Here is a 23,056-nt window from a genome sequence, read left to right as displayed (position 1 = left end):
CAGATACTCACTTAACAGTTGCGGGATGAGTGTCAATACTTCCCCATTGAAGTGAATCGGTCGTCCTGTCTTCTTTAAAAAGCCAGTCTTGAATTGAATTTACCCATAACTGGTCAATATCCCTGTTTCCGCAGGACTTTTCCACAATAACATATTTTACTTCTCCCGCAGGAGTTACCCAGAATTTCAGCCGTATCATATTGAGATCAGAGTAATCTTTAAAATCAGCGGGAAATTCCGGATATTTGATTCTGATAATTTCTCTCTCTTTGATGGGACCTGATATCAGTGAATTTCTTTTTTTAGTCGCAGTAATAAAGTCCTTTACGGATTTTTCATCTACTATGGAAGGCGCAAAAACATCTTTTGCCTCCATCCCGAGTTTTATATTAAACTCCGGTTTGGGTAAAACCTCCGTGACAGCGGATGGAAGTTTTTTCCCTCTGTTTTTCAGGCTTTGAGGTTCGTTATCCCAAATGACCACTTGATGCCCGAATTGAATTTCGGAATCCAGCACTTTTTTTGAAAAACCGGATCTTGTCGGCATTGAAAAAAGATTATAATCGCTTTCACTCAGAATATCCGTTATTTCCGGTTTATCCATCGTCAGAGGTATGCCTGTAAGAGAAACTTCCATGGGTATCCTCTGCTTCAGGTAAAAAGGATCTTTTCTGATACTAATCACGAGAAAACCGGCAAGATGCCAGATCAATGAAAGTATAAGCGCCTGAATAAAAATTTTATCTTTAAAACCCATACTCATATAAATAAGGGAGAGAATGATTCTGCCCGGTAATTATTATTTGTCTTTCTTTGGCTTTGTCGCGATGGCAAGCCGCTTTATACCGGCATCTTTGATTTCGCCCATAATCTTGACAACCAAACCGTGATTGACTCTCTCATCGGCTTTAATTATTACAATTCTTTCGGGAGTCCTTTTGGCTATCGGCCTGAGTTTTATGGCAAGGCTCTCCTCATCCACTTTCTCATCATTAAGAAGAATTGTCTTTTCCGATGTTATGGTAACAATTATATTCTCTTCAGGCTGAGCGTCACTGACCTTGGAATCTGGAAGGTTAACTTTTATGCCCGGCTGGAGAATAAATGTTGAAGAAAGCATAAAAAATATTATAAGCAGAAAAACCACATCTATAAGCGGGGTTATGTCCAGCTTCCCCTTTTCAAGATCTGTAGTCCTCTTAAACTTCATACTCTTCTCCCCGTTCCGACAGAATATTGACTAACTCGGTTGCGCTCTTTTCCATGTCCAGGACAAGGCTGTCAACACGGCTCACCAGATAATTATAAGCGACATATGTGGGGATAGCCACTGTCAACCCGCCCGCGGTCGTTACCAGAGCTTCCCAGATACCCTTGGCAAGGTCGGCCGGATTTACAATACCTGAAGCCATATGTATTTCCTGAATCTTCATAAAAGCCCTTATCATCCCGGTAACCGTGCCGAGGAGCCCAAGGAGAGGGGTAACATGCGCGATTGTAGCCAGCACAACAAGATTTTTTTCAAAACGCGGCACTTCATGAAGCCCCGCATCTTCAATCGCTTCCTTTATTTCTTCTTTCGTTTCCGAATGCTTAAGCAGTCCGGCTCTTACTATATGGGCAACCGGGCCGGGTGTTTCATCACATATGGAAATCGCTTCGGTAATTTTTCCTTTTTTAATTATATTTCTGATGCCCGTCATAAACTTTTCGGTATCGATTTGGGCTCTGTGAAAATGGAAAAGCCTTTCAATGAAAATTGTCAGCGCCAGGACCGAACAAAGGCCTATCAGGACCATCAATGGCCCGCCTTTCATCACTATTTCTAACATTTATTCCTCCTTCCGATTCCAAAATATGATTATATCATTTTTGCATTTCACATAAAGCATCATAATAACCCCTGATTAAAATCCGAAAAACCCGCTTTTCCTTTTTAACTCGGCGATCCTGTTTGCCGCATCGCCGCTCATGGCATTATTTTCATCTATCACTTTCTGGTAAATTTTAACGGCTTCCTTATATTTCCCCATTTCTTCATATTTTTCGGCAGCGGAATAAGCGGCTTTGACAAACCACTGAGCGATCTGGGAATAACCATAGACCACCATAATGTAACGGTCAACAGCTTCTTCGTTGCGGCCGAGTTTTTCATAGCAGCGCCCTATTTTATAATACGACTGGGCTACTAACTCGGCGTTATTACAGTCAAGAACCGAACTATACACTTCCACTGCCTCCTCAAACTTGCTCAGGCTGAAAAGGCAATCCGCGATTCTTCCTTTCGTTTCATTAACCAGGTAATTGTCCTTTTCGTCCAAAAGGCTGTAAAAGACATCCAGCGCCTCGTTGAATTTAATCTGGGCCGCTAGACTGTCTCCCATCAGGAATTTTCCTTCTACCACAAAATCCCCTTCCGGATATTTTTCCAGAAGCGCCTTCAAAATTCTTTCCGCATCTATATACTCCCCGTTTCTAAACGCGCTTTTCGCCGCCCAGAACATAGCGTCGTCGGCAAGGCTGGAATCGGGAAACTGTTCAAACAGCTTAGTATATATTTCCCCCGATGACTTGAATTCGTCCATATTGTACCGTTTTTCTCCCAGCCAGAACATAACCTCGGCGGTAATGGGGGAATCCGGATATTTAACCACATACTCTTCAAATATTTTGCTCGCCTGTTCGACATTGCCCATCTGGCTGTAACACCATGCGCGCTCATATTCCGCCCGGGCGGTAAGGGCGCTGTCCGGAAATTTTGCGACCATCTCTGAATAGTAATTAAGCGAATTCTGGTAATCACCCATAGCATAATAAGTAGCCGCTATCCGGAACATAGCCATATCTTTCAGGTCGGAATCGGAAAACACTTCAAGCAGTTTAAAATAAGCACTCAGCGCTTCTTCAAATTTGCCGCCGCTAAAATTCGACATCCCTATCCTGTACTGGGCATTATCCGAAAATGGGCTTTGGGGGTATTGTGTGATAAGAGCTTCGAAAGCGCCTTTGGCCTTATCAAAATCCTCGAGCTTATAATAACACCAGCCTATCTGAAACAAGGCCTGGTCGGATTTACCGCTGTTGGGATAATCACTTAAAACTTTTTTATAGCTTTTTATCGCCTCTTCATAATCACCAAGGAAATAATACGCATCCCCTATCTTGAGCTGGCAGCTTCCCTTGAATTCGGGGTCATTACTGCTTTCTCCCGACCTCTTAAAATTATCTATAGCGCTCAGGTAATTGCTTTGCCTGAAATACGACCAGCCAAGCCCATTATAAAAATCCGGGATTTTGGGGCTGCCGGTATATTTATTAGTCAGTTCTTTAAAAAGAGCCTCTGCTTTTTCATACTCGCCGGTTTCCAGATAAGATTCAGCCAGCCAGTATTTCGCTTTTTCAAGATCTTCATCATTCTTAAAATTCTTTACAAACGTTTCCAGCTGCTCTATGGCTACTTTATAATCCGAAAGGACATAACTGCCTTCCCCTATTCTTAAAACCGCATCTTTCAAATACTTTGAGTTAGGATAATTCTTGGCGATAAGAGAAAACCTTTCAATAGATTTATCGTATTCTTTTAATTCCCAATAGGAAGTAGCTATCAGATACAGGCAATCCGCAGACCACTCTTCATTTTTTTCCTTTTCATACGCCTTCTCGAGATAATCGACAGCTTTGGAATACTTCTCCGAAGCCAGGCTGACCTTACCCATCCACAACAGCGATTCGACGGCTTCAGGCGAATCCGGAAATTTTGAGATGACATTCTTAAAGTTTTCCTCAGCTATGGAATAATTCTTCAGGTTATACTGCATCGCGCCTATGTCAAGCAGGCTTTTGGACAGCAGTTCACTATCAGGAAATTTTTCTATAAGGGTTTTTAAAAAATTTATCCCCTTATCATATTCCCCTAACTGATAATAGCACCAACCGAGAGAGTAATAAGAATAAGCAAGATAGGAACTTTCAGCATATTCGCTGAGGAATGTCCTGTATGACGAAATAGCCGCTTCATATTCTTCCTGTTTAAGGTATGACTCGCCAAGCCAGTATAGCATGGAATCCCTGAATTCCCTGTCGTGATGTTTAATAAACCTCTGCAACAGGTTGATGGCATTATCATATTCCCCGTTGTAGTAATAACATTCCCCTAAAAGAGCTACGGCCTCTCTCCTGTTTTCCGCTGTCGGATAAGTGGCAATATACCTTTGCAGCTGCATGGCGGCAGCCGAATATAACCCATCCGCATATGCGGCTTTCGACACTTCAAAAAGTTCTTTCGCCCTCGAATTCTCGGAAGAAAAAACAGGACATGCGGGCTGCAGGACCAGAGCCATAGCGCATATCAACAGAATTTTCCTGAAAACCATTTAAAACACTTCCTTTTGAATCCTTTTTATGTTCACGGTTTTACCTGTCTTTTCATCTATCCGGAAAACCGCCCCGCAAACCTTAAGATTTTTCTCGGCAACGGCAAATACCGAAGGTGTCTGCGTGATAAATCTTTTCAATACCGCCTGTATATCGCGCCCCAGCACGGATTCAAAAGGTCCGGTCATCCCCACATCCGTAATATATCCCGTGCCTTTGGGGAAAACATTCTCGTCAGCGGTCTGCACATGTGTATGAGTCCCGAAAATTCCGGTTACTTTTCCGTCCAGATGCCATGCCAACGCTATTTTTTCCGAAGTGGCTTCCGCGTGGATATCAACCATTATAACAGGCGTCTGTTTTGAGATTTCTTCGGTTATATTCGAAGCTATTTTAAAAGGACATTCGACGGTATTCATAAAAACCCTGCCGATAAGATTTATAACACCTATCTTTATCCCCCGTCCTATGTCATAAACCCCGAATCCTTTTCCGGGTGCTGAATCAGGATAGTTTGCGGGTCTCAACAACCTTTCTTCCTTGTCGATTATTTCATAAACCGCCTTGTTTTTCCAGATATGGTCTCCCGTCGTAATAACATCCGCGCCGGCATCAAGTAGAAAAGCTGTTACCTTGGGCGTAAGCCCGCTTCCCGCCGCCGCGTTTTCGCCGTTAACTATACAGAAATCAACGGCAAATTCCTTCCTCAACTCAGGAAAAACGCGCGCAAAAGATTCCCGTCCCGGCCTGCCGACAACATCTCCGACCGCTAAAATATTTATCATCTCAGCTCCTAAACAAAAAGGATAAACCGTCTATCCCGTATATTCAACCAATATATACTTTCTATTTCGCGTATTCAACTGCTCTCGTTTCCCTGATAACCGTTACTTTAACCTGTCCGGGATATTCAAGTTCATCCTGAATCTTTTTGGTAATATTTCTGGCAAGCAGGACGGCTTCGGAATCATCGACTTTATCCGGTTCTACCATAACCCTGATTTCCCTTCCGGCCTGTATCGCATACGATTTCTCAACGCCTCTGAATGAATTCGCAATCTCTTCAAGTTTTTCCAGCCTCTTGATATACACTTCAAGCGTTTCCGATCTTGCGCCCGGTCTTGCGGCTGAAATAGCGTCTGCGGCCTGTACAAGTATCGCAATCACGGATTTAGGATCTTCATCGCCATGGTGAGCCGCGATAGCATTTATTACAACTTCCTTTTCATTGAATTTCTTAGCAAGGTCCGCGCCTATCTGGGCATGAGAACCTTCTACTTCATGGTCAACAGCTTTGCCGAGATCATGCAGTAATCCCGCTCTTTTCGCAAGCTGCACATCTATGCCGAGCTCGGAAGCCATAACTCCCATAATTGAAGCTACTTCTTTAGAGTGGTCGTAAACGTTCTGTCCGTAGCTTGTCCTGTACTTTAATCGTCCCAACAAACGTATCTCTTCCTGATGGAGACCGTGTATTCCTATATCAAACGCGATTTGTTCTCCGGCTTCGCGTATCTGTTCGTCTATTTCCTTTTTAACCTTCTCAACCATTTCTTCAATTCTTGCCGGATGGATCCTGCCGTCAACAATTAACCTCTCAAGGGATATTCTGGCAATTTCCTTCCTTATATTATCAAAACCCGAAAGAATTACCGCTTCGGGAGTGTCATCAATAATAACATCGACACCCGTCGCGGCTTCAAGCGCCCTTATGTTTCTTCCTTCCCTTCCTATAATCCTGCCTTTCATTTCATCGTTGGGAAGAGAAACTGTAGATATCGTCGTTTCCGAAACATGGTCTGCCGCGCATCGCTGTATCGCAAGGCTGATTATTTTTTTTGCTTCCTTCTCTGATTTATCCTTTGTTTCGGTTTCAACTCTCCTTATCAGAGCCGCCGCTTCATGCCTGATTTCGTCCTCCAGGCTTGAAAGCAATATTTTTTTCGCCTCTTCTTTGCTTAAACCCGAGATCTGCTGCAATTTGGTTTTTTGTTCTTCCATCAGGGTTTCCATCTTTTTTACCTGTTCTTTCAGGTGTACATCCCTGTCATTTATCGATTGTTCCTTCCTTTTTAACTCCGCGTCCTTCTTGTCAATGAAATCAACCTTTCTGTCCAGGTTTTCTTCTTTCTGTATGACTCTTTTTTCAAGTGTCAGAAGCTCCTGTTTTCTTTCCTTTGCCTCTTTTTCAAATTCAGACATGGCCCTGTGCATCTCTTCTTTGGCTTCTATTCTCGCTTCTTTTTTCTTGGTATTGGCTTCTTTCTCAGCGTTATCAACTATCTTCCGGGCCTGCTGTTCATAACTGTTCTTCTGTAATTTTGAGATCAATATTCTCAGCAGATATCCGAAAAATAAAGCTACAATAAATATCAGTGATACCGCTATTATCTGTTCCTTTATCATTTCAAACATCACAACACCTCCATATACTTCATTATTATTTATCCTTTTTTAAACGATTTTTATGGTTCTCTTCTCCGTAAGTATTAAATTCACAGGTTCATCATGCTCTCTTCCGCCTATATCATTTAATAACTGAAAATCAAACGCCACTCCTATCCTGAAAGCGCGTTTATCGATTTTTTTCAGAAACCTGTCGTAATAACCTTTCCCTCTCCCTATCCTGTTCCCTTTCAAATCAAACGCTGTCCCCGGCAAAACCACGACTTCGATACCAGCGGAAGAGCCGTGAGAACAGTTTTCTGTTTTAGGCTCATAAATACCATATGCGCCCAACAAAAGCTTATCGTCCGGGCCGATTTTTCCTATCATCATATTCCCGCTTTTTTTGTCACAACACGGCAAAAAAACATTTTTTCCCGAAGACAATGCGTTCTTAACAAGCATTTCCGTATTCACTTCATCTTTCAACGAACTGAACAGCAGAACATTAGACGCGTTCTTATAATGACTGTCCTGTTCCAGTTTGCCGCAAATTTCCCGCGATGCATTTTCCCTGTCTACAGATATTCTGCCTTTTAAAGAGGTTATCCAAACCCTCAGCCTTTTGATTCTGTTTTCCACTTTTTTAACCGCTCCGATATTTTTTTCTCATATCCGTTTTCAGACGGCTGATAATAATTTTTTCTCCCGGGTAAATACTCCTGCTTTACATAATGGCCCGGGAATGAATGCGGATATTTATACCCTTTTCCGCGCCCCAGCTTTGATGAGGATTTATAGCTTGAATCTTTCAAATGCGCCGGCACTTCGAATATTTCCCCGTTTTCTTCAATGTCTTTCCATGCATTCGACACAGCCATGCAGGAAGCGTTGCTTTTCTGCGCCGAAGCGACATAAATAACGGCCTGGGCCAAGATAATTTTTGCTTCAGGCATACCTATAAAGTTAACCGCATCCGCGGCCGACTGGGCAACCACGAGGGCCAGAGGATCGGCATTGCCGATATCCTCGCTTGCGCAGATCACTATTCTTCTGGCAACGAACATCGGGTCTTCCCCCGAGTAAAGCAATTTTGCCAGCCAGTACACGGCGGCATCAGGGTCGCTTCCCCTCATGCTTTTTATAAACGCCGATACAGTATCGTAGTGTCCGTCCCCGGTGCTGTCGTATAAAACATGCTTTTTCTGCAGGGAATCCTCTATTATCCCCCTTGTTATTTTTATCTTTCCTTTTTCGGGTTCTGTAGTTAAAACCGCAATCTCAAGGGCATTAAGGGCTTTTCTCGCGTCCCCGTCAGTAGAGCCGGATAAAAAATCAAGAGCATCTTCATCCAAATCAACCTCAATATTGCCGAATCCCTTTTCTTTATCGGAAAGCGCATTTCGAATAATCCTGTTTATATCCGGTTTATCCAGTTTTTTAAGTTCGAACACAAGCGATCTCGACAGCAGCGGAGGTATAACGGAAAAAAACGGGTTCATGACCGTTGCGCCCACAATAGATATTATTCCCTTCTCAACATCAGGAAGCAGGGCATCCTGCTGCACCTTATTGAACCTGTGTATTTCATCAACAAAAAGTATGGTCTTTTTTCCTTCTCTTTCTATCCTGTTTTTTGCTTCGGATGTAATCCTGCGGATATCATTCACATTGGCCATTACAGCGTTAAGACTGTAATAGTGTCGCCGTGTAAGGTTTGCAATCAGGTAACCGAGCGCCGTTTTCCCGCAGCCGGGAGGCCCAAAAAATATTATAGAGGAAAAATTATCGGATTGGATAGCGCGCCACAGTATTTTTCCTTCAGATACTAAATGGCTTTGGCCGACTATCTCACTGAGACTTTTCGGCCTGAGTCTATCCGCTAGTGGACGCGCTTTTTCTAATTTTTCTTTTTTCTGAGATTCAAATAATTCCATAACAAAATAATGGAATTACACAAAAAAAACCCCGCATTTGCCGTTCGCAGCATCTCTTTGGTCATTGCCTCAACAGGTGGGTACTCTCTCTAGCCTTCATGTTCACTTTTTAAACATACAATCCGGTTTCGAAGTCCGAGTTCCCATTAACAATTTGTTGGCTCAAAGAGTAATATGCTACAGATCGAACAACGCAGGGTTCTTTACTCTTCCAGTAATTAATTTACCACAAGTTAAGCTTATTTGCAACGGTTTACTTTACTGATTTTGAATCAAGAATAGAGATAATCCTGTTAACTTTCTGTTCAGCCTGTTCAATTTTAATGCTATTCTTCATAATTTCATCAACAAAGTTCAGGCATGAAAGAATTGCAAGTTTCGCAATCGGCATACCAGGACTATCTTTCGCAAGTTCATTCATCTTCTTGTCAACAACCGCTGCAACCTTAACAATGCGATCCCTGTCAACATCCCCTACTATGGGATATTCTGTCCCGTAAATTTTAACTTTTACCATATTACCTGTGCTCAAATTACTCTCCTCATGACAATGGAAACCCGTGGAAGAATTAAAAATCCCTTATACTGCATTTTAACTCTTTTATCCACCTGTTCACCAATTTATTGTGTAATTCATCTACCTCCTTATCCGTAAGTGTAGAATTTTCCGATCTGTAAGTTACTGAAATACCCAGACTCTTTTTATTGTCCGGTATCTGCTTCCCCTTATATAAATCAAAAACCTCAATATTCTCGATTAACCCTGTTTTTTCCTTAGCTACCGCTTCCAGCACGTTACTGTAAGTCAGGTTTTCATCCAAAATAAGAGCTATATCCCTTTTAACGGCCGGAAACCTGGAAAAAGGAATATATTTTTTAAACCGGCTGTAATATTTTATTATTTCCGAAACATCCAGCTCGCAATAAAAAACTGTTTGCTCGATTCCGTACTTATGGCAGAAATCCTTATCTAATTCTCCCAGAGAAGCGACAGGCGCATCACTGATCTTTATGAAAGCCGCATTGCCCTTTCTGAAAGTAACTGAATTATGCAAATCATATTCGGCGTTTTTTATCCTCAGAGAATCCAGAACATTTTCAACAATACCTTTAATATCGAAGAAATTGACGTTCTGGCTGCCTTCAATCCAGCGGCTGTCATATCTGAAACCTGTTATAGCAATACCCAATGTCAAAATTTCCCTGGAACCCGAATCAGTTTCAGCGGAAGGGAAATAAATCTTCCCGAACTCATACAGTTTCAGATTTTTCGCGTCCCTGTTAAGATTATAATTGAGCGTTTTCATCATGCCCGGCAGAATGGATGTCCTTAAATACATAAGTTCCTCATTCTGCGGATTCTTTATCTTTAAAGATTTCTCCTTCGAAAAACCGCAATTTTCCAGATCCCTGGCGCCGACAAAACTAAACGCCATCGTTTCAGAGCAGCCTGAAGCTCTCAGGCTTTCCCCTATTTTCGCAAGAATATCCGTTTCAAGATAATTCCCGTCGACAACTATTCTGGACTTCGGCAGATTTTCATCTATAGCGTCATATCCGTATATCCTGGCTATTTCTTCGAAAAGGTCGGCCTCTTCAGTAATATCAGTCCTGAATGTCGGAGTTTTTATTTTAATGCTGTTCCGGTCCTCGCTCAGCACCTCAATTTCCAGCCTTCTGAAAATATCAGATATTTCGTTCGCCGAAAGCTGCATTCCGAGCAATTTGTTGGCCTTCTCGACCCTGCAGGGAATTACCGGATTTTCTCTTTCCTGGGTACCGTCTTTAAGAATCCCCTTTAGGACCGTCCCCCCCGCAAGTTCCGCTATCATGGCAGCGGCCCTGTCAAGAGCCTTCACTACAATACCGATATCGGCGCCCCGTTCAAACCTGTATGAAGACTCGGATGTCAGGATAAACTTTTTAGACGTATTCCTTATCTCTGCGGGATCAAAATACGCGCTTTCAAGCAAAATATCCTTTGTATCCGCGCTTATCTCGGAATTCTGTCCGCCCATAACACCCGCTAAAGCAACCGGTCTTTTTTTATCGGCTATTACAAGCACTTTCCCATCCAGATTTCTTTCAACTCCGTCTATCGTTGTGATTTTTTCGTTTTTCTTCGCTGCCCTTACAATTATATTTTTCCCTTCAAGCAGATCCATATCGAAGGCATGCAGGGGATGCCCCATATCCAGGAGGATAAAATTTGTAACATCGACCACATTGTTGATAGGCCTTATGCCTGAATTTTTTAAATAGTTTTTAAGCCAGGCGGGAGATTCTCCAATCCCAACACCCTTTATAACCCTTGCCGAATAAAAAGGACACTTGTTTTTGTCTTCTATCATAACTGTAAACGCATCCGGGGCTTTCTCATCGGATTCGGCAAGCTTAAAGTCCTGCTTCAGAAGTTCCATGTTCTTAACCGCGGCGATTTCTCTCGCAACCCCCATAACACTGAGGCAATCGGGCCTGTTAGGTGTGATTTCCAATTCAAAAACCGTGTCAACATTCAAATACTTCGACGCATCAGACCCGGTCTCGGCGGAATCTTCAAGAATAATAATGCCGGAATGGTCTTTGCCCAACCCAATCTCATTTTCGGAACATAACATACCATCGGATTCGACACCTCTGATAACCGCCTTCTTGAGTTTTGTCCCGTCGGGTAAAACCGTACCGGCTGAAGCAAATACAGCCTTATCCCCTTTTTTCATGTTTTTTGCGCCGCATACAACAGTAATTTCCCTGCTCCCTGTATTTATCCGGCATAAAGAAAGCTTATCGGCATTCGGATGCCTGCTGACTTCAAGTATTTCGGCAACAATCAGACCTTTTAATACCGGCGGCTCGGATACCTGCTCTACTTTTGTGCCTGACATAGTAAGCATATCGGAAAGCTCTGATGCCTCCATATCGATATTTATATGTCTTTTAAGCCAACTATATGGAAATTTCATTTTAAATTCCTTAAAAACCTTATATCATTCTCGTATAACAGCCTTAAATCGTCTATCCCAAACTTAATCATAGCAATTCTTTCTATGCCCATACCGAAAGCATATCCGGTATATTCATCCGGGTTATAGCCTACATTTTTATACACTCTCGGGTCCACCATACCCGCTCCGGAAATTTCAAGCCAACCGGAATTTTTACACACTTTGCAGCCCTTTCCCTTACATATAACACATGAAAAATCATATTCAACGCTGGGCTCGGTAAACGGGAAGAAGTGAGGCCTGAACCTTATTTTCACATCATTCCCAAGAAGCTGTCTCGCGGAATTATGCAATACTCCCTTAAGGTCCGCAAATGATACATTTTTATCCACATAAAGCCCTTCTATCTGGTGAAAAGTATGTCCGTGTGTTGCATCCGGTGTGTCATTTCTATAAACTCTGCCCGGAGCGATGATTCTGACGGGAGGCTTGACCTTTTTCATTATCCTTATCTGCACGGGAGAAGTCTGGGTCCTGAGCAGATTACCGTTCTCAAGATAAAAAGTATCCTGTATATCTCGCGAAGGATGGTTTTCAGGCGTATTCAGCGCATCGAAATTATTAAATTCTGTTTCAACATCAGGCCCGTCAGCTATGGAAAAACCCATTCTCCTGAAAATAGTTATGACTTCATTGATAGTCTGGGTTATCGGATGCGCGGCGCCTGTTTTCCTGGCAATTCCGGGCATGGTGACATCCAGAAATCCCGAAGATGAACTTTTTTGCTCTTTGTCTTCAAGGGATTTTTTCTTCAGCTCCATCGCTGACTGAATATCATTTTTAATGGAATTTATTTTTTTGCCGAAAAGAGGCTTTTCACTCGGAGGAAGGCTTTTAAACAGTTCCATCAGGGCGGCAATCCGGCCTTTTTTGCCCAGATATTTAATTCTTACCGAATCAAGATCCTTTAAATCTTCGGATTTTTTTATATCCTCTAATGATACCTGTTTTATCGCTTCAAGATTTTTATCCATCGCCACACCGAAAACAGGAAAGGATAGAAAAACAACAGTTTAAGCAGCAATCTGTTATATTAAATCAAGGGTGTAAAAACTGAAAAACTATCTCCTTTTGATGATTTAACAGTGTATATATTATTAAACAAATTGCCTGAGCCATTGTTTTTCAAACCATCCTGTATAACTTATTTTAAACCACTTTTAGCCAATTTTACTATCTCTTTAAACGCTTTGCTGTCACTGGCCGCAATCTCGGCCATGATTTTCCGGTCGAGCTCAACTTTCGCTTTCTTGAGGCCTGATATAAACTTACTGTAAGAGAGGCCGGCGCCCTCAAGCGCCGCATTAATCCTGGTTATCCAAAGCGAACGGAAAACCCTCTTTTTGGCTTTTCTATCTCTAAAAGCAAACCTCTGAGCTCTCTTCACTGTTTCATTTGCGGTTCTGAAGAGCCTGCTTCTGCCTCCTACAAAACCTTTAGCGCGCTTTAAAACTTTTTTATGCCGTCTTCGCGTAACTGGCGCATTTGTCGTTCTTGGCATTTCTATCTCCTCCGGTTTATAACATCTTTGATATCTTTCTCTGTTCTTTTGAAACTAAGGTATCCGACCTTCTTAACTTTCTTCTTTTACCGCTGTTTTTTTTCCTCATTAAATGCCCGGCATTAGCCCTGGCATACAAAATTTTGCCCGTAGCTGTCTTTTTAAAACGTTTAACAGCAGATTTCTTTGATTTTACCTTTGGCATTTAGTCCCCTCCGATACAATAAATCCAACATCTTATAACAAAACTACTTATAAACCACGTCAAAGCACTACAGAATAATATGTTTTTTGAAAAAAGGCAAGTATTTTTTTAAAAATAGTTTTACGAAGTTTTAGTGGGTCCGATGACCATTGTTACAAATCTTCCCATCTCTTTGGGTTTCATTTCAACGGCGCCGCGACCCTTGACATCCTCAACCAGCCTGTCAATCAAACTTCTTCCCATTTCCTTATGGGACATTTCTCTGCCCCTGTACATCAGCGTTATCTTAACCTTGCATCCTTTTTCAAGAAATTCCGTCAGGTGGTTGATTTTAACCATATAATCATGGTTGTCTATACCCGGCCTTATCTTAATTTCCTTAATTTTTATGGATTGCTGTTTTTTCTTTGCCTGTTTTTCCCTTTTAGTCTGTTCGTAGCGGTATTTCCCAAAATCCATTATCCGGCATACCGGAGGCTTTGCTTCCGAGGCAACTTCAACCAAATCCAACTTTCTTGACATGGCAATCTGCCTCGCTTCGTCAGTTTTCACAATACCAACCTGTTTGCCGTCATAATCTATCAAACGGACTTCGGGAACCCGAATTTTTTCATTTACCCTGATAAAATCTCTGTTTATAGGACACCTCCCTGTTTTTAGTTATTTAGTTATTTAGTTATTTAGTAAAATTTCCTATAAATTTAAAACTTCCAACCGCAGATAGCACAGATGAACACAGATAAATCTTAAATTAACTCCATATTTATGTTCTCTTACCTGTGAATATCTGAGTAATCTGTGGTTCCAATATCTTTCAGCCTCTCAATTATTTTTACTTTTTACTGTTTATTTCTTCCTTAAGCTTACCGATAAAATCGTCCAAACCTATATCATTTTGCTTTTCCCCGTTTCTCGCCCTGAAGGAAATAAGTTTTTTTTCAACTTCGTTATCGCCCACTATAACCATATAAGGTATTTTCTGCAGTTGAGCTGCCCTGATTTTAGCGCCCATTTTTTCATTTTTCGGATTCAAATTAGACCTTAACCCGTTTTTACAAAAAGTATCTTTTATTTTCAATGCATACTCATTATGTCTGTCAGACACGGTTATTATTTCAACCTGCACGGGGGCAAGCCACAGGGGAAAATCTCCTCCGTAATGCTCGATAAGAACACCGAAAAACCTCTCCAGAGAACCCATGAGAGCCCTGTGTATCATTATCGGTCTGTGTTCTTTCCCGTCCTCACCTATATATTTAACATCAAACCTTTCGGGAAGGTTAAAATCCACCTGTATAGTGCTGCATTGATGAGCCCTTTTCATTACATCCTTAATTTTTATATCTATCTTTGGGCCGTAGAACACACCTTCACCGGCATCAACCTTATATGGAATCTGCTTTTTCTCCAGGGCATTTTTCAATGCTTTAGTGGCTTTATCCCAGTTTTCTGCGGTTCCGACATATTTATCAGGCCTGGTGGAAAGGCATACATCGTAATGTTTGAAACCGAATGTAGAGAGGATATATACCACAAAATCTATGATTTTTATTATCTCGGACTCCAACTGCGAATCGAGACAGAATATATGGGCATCATCCTGCGTAAAACCGCGGACTCTTATAAGTCCGTGCAAAACCCCTCTTCTTTCATATCTGTAAACCGTTCCGAGTTCAGCCCACCTTATGGGAAAATCCCTGTAGCTATGCATCGTATTTTTATAAATGGCGATATGAAACGGGCAGTTCATAGGTTTAATTTCATATTTGAATTCATCTATTTCCATAGGAGCGAACATATTTTCCTTATAGAAACCGAGGTGCCCGCTCGTGTTCCACAAATCCAGTAAAGCCATATGAGGGGTGTTGACAAGTTCATATCCGGCTTTAAGATGTTCATTTTTCCAGAAATCTTCTATCTCTTTCCTGATTAAAGCCCCTTTGGGATGCCAAAGCACGAGACCCGGGCCTATTGAATCCTGTATGCTGAACAGGTCAAGGTCTTTGCCTATTTTTCTGTGGTCTCTCTTTTTCGCTTCTTCCAGGTTTTTAAGGTATTCATCCAATTCTTCAGCGCTATGGAATGCCGTGCCGTAAATTCTCTGGAGCATCTTATTGTTTTCGTCTCCTCTCCAGTAAGCGCCTGCGACTTTAAGAAGTTTGAATGCTTTTATTTCACCCGCTGATTTGACATGAGGCCCCTTGCACAGGTCCACAAAATCGCCGTGTTTGTACAGCGATACTTTATCTTCCGCCAGGGATTCTATCAGTTCAACTTTATAAGGCTGGTTATGTTTTTTAAAATATTCTATCGCTTCCGGTTTGCTTAGCTCATAACTCTCGAATTTATGGCCGGCCGCTATTTCCCGCGTCATTTCCTTCTCTATTTTTATCAGGTCTTCGGGGGTAACGCTTCTCCCGATTTCAAAATCATAGTAGAAACCGTCTTCGATAGCCGGACCTATAGCCAGCTTGGTTTCGGGAAAAAGTTTCATTACGGCTTGAGCCATTACATGAGAGGTACTATGCCTAAGAGCTTCCAAATCAGCTCCGGTGGACTTCAAAGAGGACTTATTCATAAAACACTACTTACTTTAGTAGCAATATTTCTCCTTTTTTAAATTATTTTATTTAATATTATAAGTTATTATCCCAGTTTTTTCAACTAAATCAACTAATTTTCCGGTTTAATCCGTTTTTTCCCGCCGAAGCTCCGCAAGTAAAACACCCGACTCCAGGCGAAGGTGGATGGTGGGCGATACTGGAGTCGAACCAGTGACCTCTAGCGTGTCGAGCTAGCGCTCTAGCCAGCTGAGCTAATCGCCCTCATTAACGACGGTTGTTTATGTTACTTGCGCAAATGCCGGTTGTCAATATAAAATGTCATATAAGGATTTAAAAAGGACTCACAAACGGATAAGTATTTTAATGGTTGATTGCATATCGTTATAATTAGTATAATTTTAAATTCTTATGAAAATTCTAAGCAGATATATCCTTAAAGATTTTTTTACAAATTTTTTTTCGATCCTTATCATATTCACCTTCGCCCTTCTTATAGGAAATCTGATAGAACTCACTCAGCTCCTGATCAAGGGATTCAAACTGTCATTTGTATTTAAGATGATATTCAATATAATACCCTATCTTTTGACTTACACCATACCTCTGGCCTGTCTGGTTGCGTCTCTTTTCCTGTTCGGAAAACTATCGGCAAACCATGAAATCACGGCAATGAAATCTTCCGGCCTAAGCCTTTTTTATATTTCAAAGCCTCTTTTCATCGCCGCTTTCCTGATAGGGGCCTTCTGTTTTGTCGTTTCCAGCTACATTTCACCTTCATGCCATTATGTAATAAGAAAAAGCAAGAAAATAGATATAGGCGAGATCGGGAATATAAACCCTGTCCAGTTAATAGAGAAAGGCGTGTTTATCGAAGCTTTTCACCCGTATATTATTTACTGTGATGACAAAACCGAAAATACCCTTAAAAACCTTATGATATTCGAAGTTAAGAGTGATGCTCCCGCGACAGCGATTTTCGCTAAGGAAGGGTCGATGGAATACGATGACGAAGAGGGAATGATCAAACTCGAACTTATGGAAGGGAATATTGATGCCCCGAACCCAGAAGATCCGAAAAAATTCTTCCGCCTCAGTTTTGAAAATTATCATCTTGAATTGGATATACCGTCCCGGGATGAAAAATATATACCGCGATCCGCAAACGATATGCCGCTCGGAAAATTAACCAGAAAAATAAAAGAATACGAAAAAAACGGCGTGAATAACACTCCGCTGAAAGTCGAATTCAGCACCAGAATAGCTACTTCGTTTTCTTGTATTATCTTCACCCTGATAGCGATACCTCTCGGCATAAAAGCGCACCGGAGCGAAAAAACCATAGGAATAGCTTTGGGGCTGTGCCTGGCCCTGTGTTATTACTCTTTTATAATACTTGCAAAGGCCATTGACAAAGAATCGCACTTATACCCCGAATATATAGTATGGCTGCCTAATATAGCCCTGTTTTTAACCGGCGCAGTGCTTTTTTACAGGATAAACAAGCAATGAGGATTTTAGACCGTTACCTTATCAGAAAATTCTTTTTCCCTTTTATATGCTGTATGCTGACCCTTATTCTTCTGTATATTATCCGGGACCTTATCGCCAACCTTGAAGATTATGTCGAAAGCAGCTCGTTCACACCTTATGAAATACTGAAAAGGTATATCATTTCCATACCTTTAATCATAGTAATAGTGTCCCCGATCGCCAACATGCTCGCTGTTATATACTCCCTCGGGAACTTAAGCATGCACAATGAAATCAGCGCCATGAGGGCAAGCGGTATCAGTATTTCCAGGATTCTTCTTCCCTTTATTCTTGTCGGTCTTTTAATAACATTATCCATTTTCTCTATCAATAAATATCTTGCCCAGGGCTCAAATTCCCTTATGATGCAGGAAATACAGAATAAAAACAATTCCACGGAAAAATCCGGGGGAATCATATCCAATATCTTCCTGTACGATAAAGACAGATGCCTGTACAACATTAAAAAGTTTGATGTTTTAACATCCGAAATGGAAAAAATAGACATCAAATACTTTTTCGCTGAAAAAGAAGAGAAGGTCATCAGGAGGCGCATATACGCGGACAGGGGGACGATCAAAGGGGAAAAATGGATATTATTCAGCGGTAGAATAGAAAATTTCAATGAAGAAGGCAGATTAGACAAGGTAAATCCCGGAGAAAACTTCCAAAGCATGGAACTCGAGACAGGAATTGACGGGGAAGAAGTGATACAACATAAGAATGCGGGAAATACCGGTATTTTCTCGCCCAACATCGATAAATACCATCAAGCATCACTGCCTTTCATCAACCTTGTTGTCATTTTCCTTGCCGTGCCGTTTACAATAAATATAACAAAACGGGGGGGAGCCTTCGCGGGCATCGCGCTAAGCATGATAATTTTCTTCTCGTATTATATCATATACCAGGTTTCCATCGCGGCGGGCCGGGAAGGATTGATAAATCCGGTTTTATCCGCGTGGATACCTCATATTGTATTTTCCGCCGTGGGCATAGGGTTTCTTATAAAAGTGCGCCGGTAGCGTCACTTAGCGCTGTTCCTCGAATCAATCAGGTCCTGAATGGTTACCCTGTTTTTAAACGAACCGCTACTGTTATCTTTAACTTCGGAAAATTCTTCCATAACCGCGTAGTAACCCGGCTTGGGATTCCGGTAGCCGTCACAGATACCCCAGTGCTCCTCTATATGGTTATCATGGACAGTCGGCTGCCCCGCTTTCCACCACTCGTCAGCCCACTCAAAAACCGTTATACCGGCAAGCTTGTTTTTTGCGGTCTTAAGCTGTTTTTTTATAATTTTAGCCTGATCTTCAATATTTTTCACATCAAATGTACTGTAACCGCACTCTGAAATATAGACAGGTTTATTATATTTTTTCGCCAAATTCCTTAAAACGGTTATTTTCTCCAGCGCATCTGATTTTGAAAACTCTTTCCCGTGGGTTATAAGCCCCAGATAACAGTTCATGCCCAGCACATCCAGGCTTTCAGCCCCGAGATCCTGGGCCCCCTCGGCAAAAGTGTTCGCGGCCGTCACAGGGTGGGTATCATCCACTTCTTTAACCCTTTTTATAAGGCGGCATAAAAAATCATCAACCGTTTTAAACGAATGATTTTTAAAAGCCGAATCTTTTCCGCTCCAGCCCCATGGAGCATCATTCCATAATGACCACATCAAAATACATTTCCTGTTTTTATCCCTTTTGACAAAGGCGGCGGCGGTATTAGCAAGTGTGTCAAGTTCGGAATCGGAAGAAAAATCAGTGGTATTGTGAGGGTGACAAACTCCTTCTATCACAAACAATCCGTATTTCTCGGCAAGATCAAGGACTTTCGGCGGAAGGGGTTTATAAGTCCTTATGGTATTTATACCGGCTTCCTTCATCATCTGAAAATCTTTTTCAAACATGGCAATATCCGCATGGGCATCGGTTCCATCCGGATTCATCCCGGGATAAGCATACCCATAGGCAACCGCCTTTATATAAAACTTTTTACCGTCAACATATATGTTTTTCCCCTTAACCCTGATATCAGGCCCGCTTTTTGAAAACACCATGGTTACCGCCAGCAAGAAACCGATAAAAAACAAACCTGACCGTTTCATCATAAAAATCCTTCAGATAAGCGCCGACGCTTCAACGGCTCTATATGATTTCACTTCCCTGCCGCATTTCAGAATGGCTTTGGAAGGGCAAAAAGATATGCATCTCATGCAAAGCTGGCATTTTTTCGAGAAAACGGGATATTCCTTCATTTCAATATTATTTACGGGGCACAATCTGGCGCACAACCCGCATTTTATGCATTTATCTTCAGATACGCCCATACCCGTTTTTTCCGAGAGGCTCTTCCACACCGATTTGCTTGTTCCTAACAGGAACAATACCTTATACAAAATGGGTATTCTCCCCCAGCTTGCCGCACTATTTATAAGTTCGCCGGCGTATTTCTCAGCCGCCTGCAGACCTTTTGCTACTTTTTTCCTGTTTTTTCCGGGATTACCGCTGACAGTCAAAAAATTAGACGGCATTTTTATCTCTTTAGCGCCGACAGGTATGTATTTCTTCTTAAGAAGCTCTGTTTTAAGGGCGCCCACTATCCCGCCGGAAAAAGCAGCAAGAGTATCAAACATGAATATTTCGGCGCCATTGCCTTCAGGCATATTTCTTATGAAATCCCATACAAATGGGTACGTTGACTGCGCAGCGACAGGGAAACCAAGTCCTATGGTATTACCGACATTGACATCGGAAGGGTTGTTTTTCTCAATAGGAAGAAGCTTAACTTTATATCCGGCAGAAGACAGTTTTTCACTTATTTTCCCGGCAACAAGTAATGTGTTGCCTGTCCCTGAAAAAAAATATATATCAATATTATTTTTCAAAATTGTAAAGCGCTTAAGTCCCCATATGCCAGGATTCAAGATACTTTTTCTGCTCTGAAGTAAGGGCATCTATTTTTACGCCCATGGATTCAAGTTTCATATCCGCGACATTTTTTTCGATGTTTTCCGGAACCTGATAGACTTTCGCTTTCAGTTTATCCCTGTTCTTAACACAATATTCCGTTGTCAGCGCCTGGGTGGCAAAACTCATATCCATCACGCACGCGGGATGCCCTTCGGCGGCGGCAAGATTGATAAGCCTGCCGTCAGCTAAAAGGAATATCGATTTATTATTTGACAAAACAAATTCGTCAACGTAATTTCTTACTCTCCTTTTTACTTTTTTCGAGAGTTTCAGCAGACCCGGAATATCTATCTCTACATTGAAATGGCCTGAATTACAGATAACGGCCCCTTTTTTCATTTTCCTGAAATGGACAGGCCGCAAAACACTTACATTTCCCGTCAGCGTACAGAAAACATCCCCTATCGGCGCGGCTTCCTCCATAGTCATAACCCTCATGCCGTCCATTGCGGCTTCTATCGCTTTTATGGAATCTACTTCGGTGACGATAACATTGGCGCCCATCCCTTTCGCCCTCATAGCAAAACCTTTTCCGCACCAGCCATATCCCGCGACAACAATCGTTTTCCCCGCGATAAGGATATCCGTAGCTCTTATGATGCCGTCCAATGTGGATTGCCCTGTGCCATACCTGTTATCGAAAAGATATTTTGTTTCAGCGTCGTTTACGGCGATAATGGGGAATTTTAACACCCCGGATTTTTCCATCGCTTTCAGCCTCACGACACCTGTGGTGGTTTCTTCCATAGAACCTATTATTTTAGCATGTAAATCCGGATGCCTTTTTAAAATTTCCGAAACCAGGTCGGCCCCGTCATCCATCGTCACATTCGGCTTGTGCCCGATAGCCGACTTGATATGCTGATAATAAGTCTTGTTGTTTTCCCCTTTTACAGCAAAAACAGGAATTTTATAATCATAAACGAGAGAAGCCGCAACATCATCCTGCGTGGAAAGCGGATTGGATGCGCATAATACCACATCTGCGCCTCCCGCTTTCAGCGTCCTGACCAGATTAGCCGTCTCCGCTGTCACATGAAGACATGCAGACATTCTGATACCCTTAAGGGGTTTCTTTCTCGAAAAAGTTTCCCTTATATGCGCCAAAACGGGCATATCGTTGTTAGCCCACTCTATTCTCTTTCTGCCCTCTGCCGCCAGTTTGATATTTTTTACGTCATATTTCATCTGTCTCTCCTGTAATTTTATAATGCCGCCGCCCTTATAACTCAAAATTTCCACCTGCCGCGGGAATTACATTTTAAAAATAAATAACTTTTAACCACAGATAAATATTATTTAAGAAAGCCTTTAAGAATTTTAATTTAAGTATTTTATATGTTTTTGCCTTTTATCTGTGTGTATCAGTTAAATCTGCGGTTACAATTTATTAATTGATACGTTTTATTTTATGCCCAGTTTTTTCCTGAGAACCGAGGCCTTATCCGTGTTTTCCCATGTAAAATCCCTGAATTTTCTGCCAAAATGCCCATAAGCCGCTGTCTTGCCGTATATAGGCCTTTTAAGCTTCAGATACCTGATAATATCGGCGGGCTTTAAAGGAAACACATCCCTTACAGCTTTTGAGAGCTTATTAAGAGGAACTCTGCTTGTATTCAGGCAGTCGACCAGAACTGATATAGGCTCAGGATATCCTATCGCGTATGACAGCTGGACTTCGCATTTTTCCGCGATACGGGCGGCAACAATATTTTTCGCAATATATCTCGCCATGTATGTGGCGCTTCTGTCCACTTTAGAAGGATCTTTTCCCGAAAAGGCTCCGCCTCCGTGCCTTCCCATTCCGCCGTATGTATCAACTATTATTTTTCTTCCCGTTACACCGGTATCCCCGTGTGGTCCCCCAACAACAAATCTTCCGGTGGGATTAACAAATATTCTGGTCCTGCTGTCCATATATTTGGACGGAATCACATGTTTTATCACTTTGGACAGAATTTCCTTCCTCAATATGCTTATTTTCATAGGCTTATGCTGTGTAGAAACAACCACACTGTCCACTCTTGCAGGCTTGCCGTCATGGTATTCAACAGTAACCTGGCTTTTGCCGTCCGGGCGCAGGAAGTTAAGTATCTTTTTCTTCCTAGCTTCTGCCAGCCTCATTGTAAGCTGATGTGCAAGCATAATCGGCAGAGGCAGATATTCCGGAGTTTCATTACACGCATAACCGAACATCATACCCTGATCCCCCGCTCCCTGTTCAGTGAATGTGCCCTCACCCGGGGTAACACCCATTGAAATATCGGGTGACTGGGTATGGACAGCAGAAATGACAGCGCAGGATTTATAATCAAACCCCATCTCGGAATCGGTATACCCTATCTTTTTAATCACATCCCTGGCTATATCGGAATAATTAATATGGACGCTGTGTTTTTTTGTGATTTCACCCGCAATAACCACAAGTCCGGTTGTAACAAGCGTCTCACAGGCAACCCTGGCATCTGGGTCCTTGGCTAAAATCGCGTCAAGAATTCCGTCTGAAATCTGATCGCATACTTTATCCGGATGACCTTCCGTCACCGATTCTGAAGTAAATAAAATTTTTTCCATGATTAC

General features: G+C 42.0%; 21 protein-coding genes, 1 tRNA gene and 1 other RNA gene. 2 read left to right on the top strand and 21 right to left on the bottom strand.

What is annotated here, in order from left to right:
• Positions 1–7 precede the first annotated feature (7 nt).
• From M0R36_07170 to M0R36_07090, 17 genes are all read right to left on the bottom strand, one after another.
• A complete protein-coding gene (locus tag M0R36_07170) occupies positions 8–757 on the bottom strand; it encodes a hypothetical protein (protein MCK9555579.1) in 750 nt (249 codons plus the stop codon).
• 42 nt (positions 758–799) lie between these two features.
• Positions 800–1,210, bottom strand: a complete 411-nt coding sequence (locus M0R36_07165; GenBank protein ID MCK9555578.1) for a biopolymer transporter ExbD — start codon at positions 1,208–1,210, stop codon at positions 800–802.
• Complete coding sequence (locus M0R36_07160) at positions 1,200–1,832, bottom strand: MotA/TolQ/ExbB proton channel family protein (protein MCK9555577.1); 633 nt, start codon at positions 1,830–1,832, stop codon at positions 1,200–1,202. Before M0R36_07160 ends, M0R36_07165 begins: the two co-directional genes overlap by 11 nt.
• Before the next feature lie 75 nt (positions 1,833–1,907).
• Positions 1,908–4,373 carry a tetratricopeptide repeat protein gene (locus M0R36_07155; GenBank protein MCK9555576.1) on the bottom strand — a complete coding sequence of 822 codons (2,466 nt, stop codon included), beginning with the start codon at positions 4,371–4,373 and terminating at the stop codon, positions 1,908–1,910.
• Entirely contained in the window at positions 4,374–5,159 is a 786-nt protein-coding gene (locus M0R36_07150; GenBank protein ID MCK9555575.1) for a TIGR00282 family metallophosphoesterase, read from the bottom strand.
• Between the two features lie 61 nt (positions 5,160–5,220).
• Complete coding sequence (gene rny, locus M0R36_07145; GenBank protein ID MCK9555574.1) at positions 5,221–6,789, bottom strand: ribonuclease Y; 1,569 nt, start codon at positions 6,787–6,789, stop codon at positions 5,221–5,223.
• A gap of 39 nt (positions 6,790–6,828) precedes the next feature.
• Positions 6,829–7,401: a 5-formyltetrahydrofolate cyclo-ligase gene (locus M0R36_07140; GenBank protein MCK9555573.1), complete on the bottom strand. Its 573-nt coding sequence runs from the start codon at positions 7,399–7,401 to the stop codon at positions 6,829–6,831.
• Positions 7,377–8,696: a replication-associated recombination protein A gene (locus M0R36_07135; protein MCK9555572.1), complete on the bottom strand. Its 1,320-nt coding sequence runs from the start codon at positions 8,694–8,696 to the stop codon at positions 7,377–7,379. The genes M0R36_07140 and M0R36_07135 overlap by 25 nt, the downstream gene beginning before the upstream one ends.
• A 24-nt stretch (positions 8,697–8,720) precedes the next feature.
• Positions 8,721–8,899: non-coding RNA, 6S RNA (gene ssrS, locus M0R36_07130), on the bottom strand.
• A 50-nt stretch (positions 8,900–8,949) separates the two neighbouring features.
• On the bottom strand, positions 8,950–9,228 hold the full coding sequence (locus M0R36_07125; GenBank protein MCK9555571.1) for a cell division protein ZapA: 279 nt from the start codon (positions 9,226–9,228) through the stop codon (positions 8,950–8,952).
• Positions 9,229–9,265: 37 nt separating this feature from the next.
• Positions 9,266–11,659, bottom strand: coding sequence for a phenylalanine--tRNA ligase subunit beta (gene pheT, locus M0R36_07120; protein ID MCK9555570.1), 2,394 nt, complete (start codon positions 11,657–11,659; stop codon positions 9,266–9,268).
• Complete coding sequence (gene pheS, locus M0R36_07115) at positions 11,656–12,675, bottom strand: phenylalanine--tRNA ligase subunit alpha (GenBank protein ID MCK9555569.1); 1,020 nt, start codon at positions 12,673–12,675, stop codon at positions 11,656–11,658. The genes pheT and pheS overlap by 4 nt, the downstream gene beginning before the upstream one ends.
• A 170-nt stretch (positions 12,676–12,845) precedes the next feature.
• Positions 12,846–13,202 carry a 50S ribosomal protein L20 gene (gene rplT / locus M0R36_07110; protein MCK9555568.1) on the bottom strand — a complete coding sequence of 119 codons (357 nt, stop codon included), beginning with the start codon at positions 13,200–13,202 and terminating at the stop codon, positions 12,846–12,848.
• Positions 13,203–13,218: 16 nt separating this feature from the next.
• On the bottom strand, positions 13,219–13,407 hold the full coding sequence (rpmI, locus tag M0R36_07105; protein MCK9555567.1) for a 50S ribosomal protein L35: 189 nt from the start codon (positions 13,405–13,407) through the stop codon (positions 13,219–13,221).
• A 120-nt stretch (positions 13,408–13,527) separates the two neighbouring features.
• Entirely contained in the window at positions 13,528–14,046 is a 519-nt protein-coding gene (gene infC / locus M0R36_07100) for a translation initiation factor IF-3 (GenBank protein ID MCK9555566.1), read from the bottom strand.
• Positions 14,047–14,239: 193 nt separating this feature from the next.
• Positions 14,240–15,949: a threonine--tRNA ligase gene (thrS, locus tag M0R36_07095; protein ID MCK9555565.1), complete on the bottom strand. Its 1,710-nt coding sequence runs from the start codon at positions 15,947–15,949 to the stop codon at positions 14,240–14,242.
• A gap of 206 nt (positions 15,950–16,155) precedes the next feature.
• A tRNA-Val gene (locus tag M0R36_07090) sits at positions 16,156–16,232 on the bottom strand.
• A 147-nt stretch (positions 16,233–16,379) separates the two neighbouring features.
• Between M0R36_07090 and M0R36_07085 the strand changes: the two genes are divergently transcribed.
• Both M0R36_07085 and M0R36_07080 read left to right on the top strand, forming a co-directional pair.
• Positions 16,380–17,480: an LptF/LptG family permease gene (locus M0R36_07085; protein ID MCK9555564.1), complete on the top strand. Its 1,101-nt coding sequence runs from the start codon at positions 16,380–16,382 to the stop codon at positions 17,478–17,480.
• Complete coding sequence (locus M0R36_07080; GenBank protein MCK9555563.1) at positions 17,477–18,526, top strand: LptF/LptG family permease; 1,050 nt, start codon at positions 17,477–17,479, stop codon at positions 18,524–18,526. Before M0R36_07085 ends, M0R36_07080 begins: the two co-directional genes overlap by 4 nt.
• Positions 18,527–18,528: 2 nt before the next feature.
• Here the strand turns inward: M0R36_07080 and M0R36_07075 are convergent, their stop codons facing one another.
• From M0R36_07075 to metK, 4 genes are all read right to left on the bottom strand, one after another.
• Positions 18,529–19,614, bottom strand: coding sequence for a hypothetical protein (locus tag M0R36_07075; GenBank protein ID MCK9555562.1), 1,086 nt, complete (start codon positions 19,612–19,614; stop codon positions 18,529–18,531).
• A 9-nt stretch (positions 19,615–19,623) separates the two neighbouring features.
• On the bottom strand, positions 19,624–20,391 hold the full coding sequence (locus M0R36_07070) for an EFR1 family ferrodoxin (GenBank protein MCK9555561.1): 768 nt from the start codon (positions 20,389–20,391) through the stop codon (positions 19,624–19,626).
• A gap of 13 nt (positions 20,392–20,404) precedes the next feature.
• Complete coding sequence (gene ahcY, locus M0R36_07065) at positions 20,405–21,664, bottom strand: adenosylhomocysteinase (GenBank protein MCK9555560.1); 1,260 nt, start codon at positions 21,662–21,664, stop codon at positions 20,405–20,407.
• 216 nt (positions 21,665–21,880) lie between these two features.
• Positions 21,881–23,050, bottom strand: coding sequence for a methionine adenosyltransferase (gene metK, locus M0R36_07060; GenBank protein ID MCK9555559.1), 1,170 nt, complete (start codon positions 23,048–23,050; stop codon positions 21,881–21,883).
• Positions 23,051–23,056: the final 6 nt, after the last annotated feature.

Source organism: bacterium (assembly GCA_023228325.1).
Classification (GTDB): Bacteria; Auribacterota; UBA6266; order UBA6266; family UBA6266; genus UBA6266.
This window is presented reverse-complemented; position numbering and strand designations above follow the sequence as displayed.

Bases quoted from the DNA above. Each gene is read 5' to 3' on its own strand.
- M0R36_07170 (MCK9555579.1), bottom strand. From the start codon at position 757: ATGGGTTTTAAAGATAAAATTTTTATTCAGGCGCTTATACTTTCATTG.
- M0R36_07165 (MCK9555578.1), bottom strand. From the start codon at position 1,210: ATGAAGTTTAAGAGGACTACAGATCTTGAAAAGGGGAAGCTGGACATA.
- M0R36_07160 (MCK9555577.1), bottom strand. From the start codon at position 1,832: ATGTTAGAAATAGTGATGAAAGGCGGGCCATTGATGGTCCTGATAGGC.
- M0R36_07155 (MCK9555576.1), bottom strand. From the start codon at position 4,373: ATGGTTTTCAGGAAAATTCTGTTGATATGCGCTATGGCTCTGGTCCTG.
- M0R36_07150 (MCK9555575.1), bottom strand. From the start codon at position 5,159: ATGATAAATATTTTAGCGGTCGGAGATGTTGTCGGCAGGCCGGGACGG.
- rny (MCK9555574.1), bottom strand. From the start codon at position 6,789: ATGTTTGAAATGATAAAGGAACAGATAATAGCGGTATCACTGATATTT.
- M0R36_07135 (MCK9555572.1), bottom strand. From the start codon at position 8,696: ATGGAATTATTTGAATCTCAGAAAAAAGAAAAATTAGAAAAAGCGCGT.
- pheT (MCK9555570.1), bottom strand. From the start codon at position 11,659: ATGAAATTTCCATATAGTTGGCTTAAAAGACATATAAATATCGATATG.
- pheS (MCK9555569.1), bottom strand. From the start codon at position 12,675: ATGGATAAAAATCTTGAAGCGATAAAACAGGTATCATTAGAGGATATA.
- rplT (MCK9555568.1), bottom strand. From the start codon at position 13,202: ATGCCAAGAACGACAAATGCGCCAGTTACGCGAAGACGGCATAAAAAA.
- rpmI (MCK9555567.1), bottom strand. From the start codon at position 13,407: ATGCCAAAGGTAAAATCAAAGAAATCTGCTGTTAAACGTTTTAAAAAG.
- M0R36_07085 (MCK9555564.1), top strand. From the start codon at position 16,380: ATGAAAATTCTAAGCAGATATATCCTTAAAGATTTTTTTACAAATTTT.
- M0R36_07080 (MCK9555563.1), top strand. From the start codon at position 17,477: ATGAGGATTTTAGACCGTTACCTTATCAGAAAATTCTTTTTCCCTTTT.
- M0R36_07075 (MCK9555562.1), bottom strand. From the start codon at position 19,614: ATGATGAAACGGTCAGGTTTGTTTTTTATCGGTTTCTTGCTGGCGGTA.
- ahcY (MCK9555560.1), bottom strand. From the start codon at position 21,664: ATGAAATATGACGTAAAAAATATCAAACTGGCGGCAGAGGGCAGAAAG.
- metK (MCK9555559.1), bottom strand. From the start codon at position 23,050: ATGGAAAAAATTTTATTTACTTCAGAATCGGTGACGGAAGGTCATCCG.